2 tRNA genes and 2 rRNA genes are annotated in these 3,406 nt (G+C 54.8%); all 4 read right to left on the bottom strand.

The features are described 5' to 3' along the window. Nucleotides 1–563: ribosomal RNA gene (locus BLQ71_RS25635) — 23S ribosomal RNA — on the bottom strand; the annotation flags it as partial. Between the two features lie 512 nt (nucleotides 564–1,075). Then, nucleotides 1,076–1,152: transfer RNA gene (locus BLQ71_RS25630), tRNA-Ile, on the bottom strand. 23 nt (nucleotides 1,153–1,175) lie between these two features. Beyond that, nucleotides 1,176–1,251 (bottom strand) — tRNA-Ala (locus tag BLQ71_RS25625). Nucleotides 1,252–1,482: 231 nt separating this feature from the next. Continuing rightward, a 16S ribosomal RNA gene (locus tag BLQ71_RS25620) occupies nucleotides 1,483–2,931 on the bottom strand. Nucleotides 2,932–3,406 lie beyond the last annotated feature (475 nt).

Raw genomic sequence — 3,406 nt, 5'->3', positions numbered from 1 at the left:
AGCTCCGACTGATTGTAGGCGTTCGGTTTCAGGTACTGTTTCACTCCCCTCGTCGGGGTGCTTTTCACCTTTCCCTCACGGTACTGGTTCGCTATCGGTCAGCAAGGAGTACTTAGCCTTCGAAGGTGGTCCTCCGATCTTCAGACAGGATTTCACGTGTCCCGCCCTACTTAATACGTCCCATCGAGCTTCTCGTACGGGGCTGTCACCCGCTATGGCCATGCTTTCCAGCATGTTCCGATCACTCTCAAGGCTCGGCTGGTCCCCGTTCGCTCGCCGCTACTAGGGGAGTATCATTGATTTCCTTTCCTCCGGGTACTTAGATGTTTCAGTTCCCCGGGTTTGCTCTTCAAACCCTATGTATTCAGGTAAGAAGTACCTGGTTTACCCAATTATCAAAAACCTGACGGCTGATAATAACTGAATATCAGGTGGGTTGCCCCATTCGGAGATCCAGGGATCAAAGCCTATTCTCGGCTCCCCCTGGCTTATCGCAGAGTATCACGTCCTTCATCGCCTCTTGCTGCCAAGGCATCCACCAAACGCCCTTCTCGCGCTTGATTTGATCCAGTAAGAGCAAGGTTTGGCGTCCCGCTGGTTCGCAAGGACCCTTGACTGGAAGCACGGTCGGCAGACCGCCCTTCCCTCTTACCGGACAAAGCATACTTTCCCGCCCCGGCATGCTTGCCGGGACATGGAATTCAAAACCGCATCGAGCGGTTTCAAATTCCTCTCATTCGTTCTGCAAGCAGAAGAATGAGTGGTTAGTGTACTTGACTTGGACAACGATTGCTCGTTTCAGAAGGGGTACGTCGGACAAGCCGGCTAGACCTGTCTTCCGCCTTCCGCGTTATCTTGTCCTGCCGCCTACCGGCTACTTGAGGACGTTTGCACATCCCAAGAGACCGATGATTGGCCTGACTGCGGAACCAACTGAGATTGCCACCCACTTGTGGCAACCAAGCAATGTTGATTGATTTCTCTCTATACGATGTCAGTGAGTTTGTCCGATTGGACAGGGAAGCATTCGCAAATGCTTGCCAATTCAATCGAAGGAAGCGGTGGGCCCGGAGAATGGTGGGTCGAGGAGGACTTGAACCTCCGACCTCACGCTTATCAGGCGTGCGCTCTAACCACCTGAGCTACCGACCCATTCTCTAAGGACCCGGCAGAAGTGGTGGAGACTAGGGGGATCGAACCCCTGACCTCCTGAATGCAAATCAGGCGCTCTCCCAGCTGAGCTAAGTCCCCACAATTCTGCTCGCAGAATTGTGGGAGTGCGCGGCAGGGCATTGCACAGCAATGTCCCGAGAGCGTCACCCGGTGGCAATCCTGGGAGCCACTGTACAACCCGCCGAAGCGCGTTGCCTTGTCTGAAGAGATATGAGGACGGCCTGGTCCGTCTGATGTGGACAGCTTTGTTTGCTGTCCTGCTAAGTGATGCACGATTTGAGCAAGCTCAAATACTAGCATCATCCTTAGAAAGGAGGTGATCCAGCCGCAGGTTCCCCTACGGCTACCTTGTTACGACTTCACCCCAGTCGCTGATCCTACCGTGGTCCGCTGCCTCCCGAAGGTTAGCGCACGGCCGTCAGGTAGAACCAACTCCCATGGTGTGACGGGCGGTGTGTACAAGGCCCGGGAACGTATTCACCGCGTCATGCTGTTACGCGATTACTAGCGATTCCGACTTCATGCTCTCGAGTTGCAGAGAACAATCCGAACTGAGACATCTTTTGGGGATTAACCCACTGTAGATGCCATTGTAGCACGTGTGTAGCCCAACCCGTAAGGGCCATGAGGACTTGACGTCATCCACACCTTCCTCCCGCTTATCACGGGCAGTTTCTCCAGAGTGCCCAGCCGAACTGCTGGCAACTGAAGATGTGGGTTGCGCTCGTTGCCGGACTTAACCGAACATCTCACGACACGAGCTGACGACAGCCATGCAGCACCTGTCACTGCGTCCCCGAAGGGAACCATCCATCTCTGGATGTAGCACAGGATGTCAAGGGTTGGTAAGGTTCTGCGCGTTGCTTCGAATTAAACCACATGCTCCACCGCTTGTGCGGGCCCCCGTCAATTCCTTTGAGTTTTAATCTTGCGACCGTACTCCCCAGGCGGAATGCTTAATCCGTTAGGTGTGTCACCGAATAGCATGCTACCCGACGACTGGCATTCATCGTTTACGGTGTGGACTACCAGGGTATCTAATCCTGTTTGCTCCCCACACTTTCGCACCTCAGCGTCAGTATCGAGCCAGTGAGCCGCCTTCGCCACTGGTGTTCCTCCGAATATCTACGAATTTCACCTCTACACTCGGAATTCCACTCACCTCTCTCGAACTCAAGACCAGGAGTTTTGGAGGCAGTTCCGGGGTTGAGCCCCGGGATTTCACCCCCAACTTTCTGATCCGCCTACGCGCGCTTTACGCCCAGTAATTCCGAACAACGCTAACCCCCTCCGTATTACCGCGGCTGCTGGCACGGAGTTAGCCGGGGTTTCTTTACCAGGTACTGTCATTATCATCCCTGGCGAAAGAGCTTTACGACCCTAGGGCCTTCATCACTCACGCGGCATGGCTAGATCAGGGTTGCCCCCATTGTCTAAGATTCCCCACTGCTGCCTCCCGTAGGAGTCTGGGCCGTGTCTCAGTCCCAGTGTGGCTGATCATCCTCTAAAACCAGCTACTGATCGTAGGCTTGGTAGGCCATTACCCCACCAACTACCTAATCAGACGCGGGCTGATCCTTCCTTCCCCCGTAGGGCGTATCGAGTATTACTCCCAGTTTCCCGGGGCTATCCTCAACAGAAGGGCACATTCCCACGCGTTACTCACCCGTCCGCCGCTCACCCGAAGGCGCGCACGACTTGCATGTGTTAGGCCTGCCGCCAGCGTTCGTTCTGAGCCAGGATCAAACTCTCAAGTTGAAAGACCGTTGCCAGTCTATCCTTGACGTTCGAACCTCTGCACATCCTTTGTTTGTGCTACCGCTTCGCTACTTGAGCACGTATGCCGCATAGCTCGACCGGTATGGCTCACCCGGCTAAGGAAGAGCCCAAACAAAGAGTCATCTGTTTGATGTACATCGTTCCAAGGGAACGAAGTCCATACAAACAGTGAAGCTGACACTTCATCATCGGACCGAAGCCCTAGAAGCGCGATATACAGAAGCTTGATCCATCGAAATGAACCAGAGCCGCCCGCATATCTCTTCAGATACCATCAATGTCAAATAGCGTAGAGACAAAAACCGAACCGGTGCGCCCTAACTTGCTCGGCGCGCCCGCCCGTCATTGCCTCAGATTGTTGCCTCGCAGTCCCCGGAGCATCGCCCCGCCGTCCCGTCCGGCCTCCCGATCAGCGCCTCAGCGCCGCCGGTGAAGGGGCTTTTACGGTTACACA

Source organism: Antarctobacter albus (assembly GCF_900101505.1).
Lineage (GTDB): Bacteria > Pseudomonadota > Alphaproteobacteria > Rhodobacterales > Rhodobacteraceae > Antarctobacter > Antarctobacter albus.
Note: the sequence above shows the minus strand (reverse complement) of the source record. Positions and strands in the feature narration are given on the sequence as shown.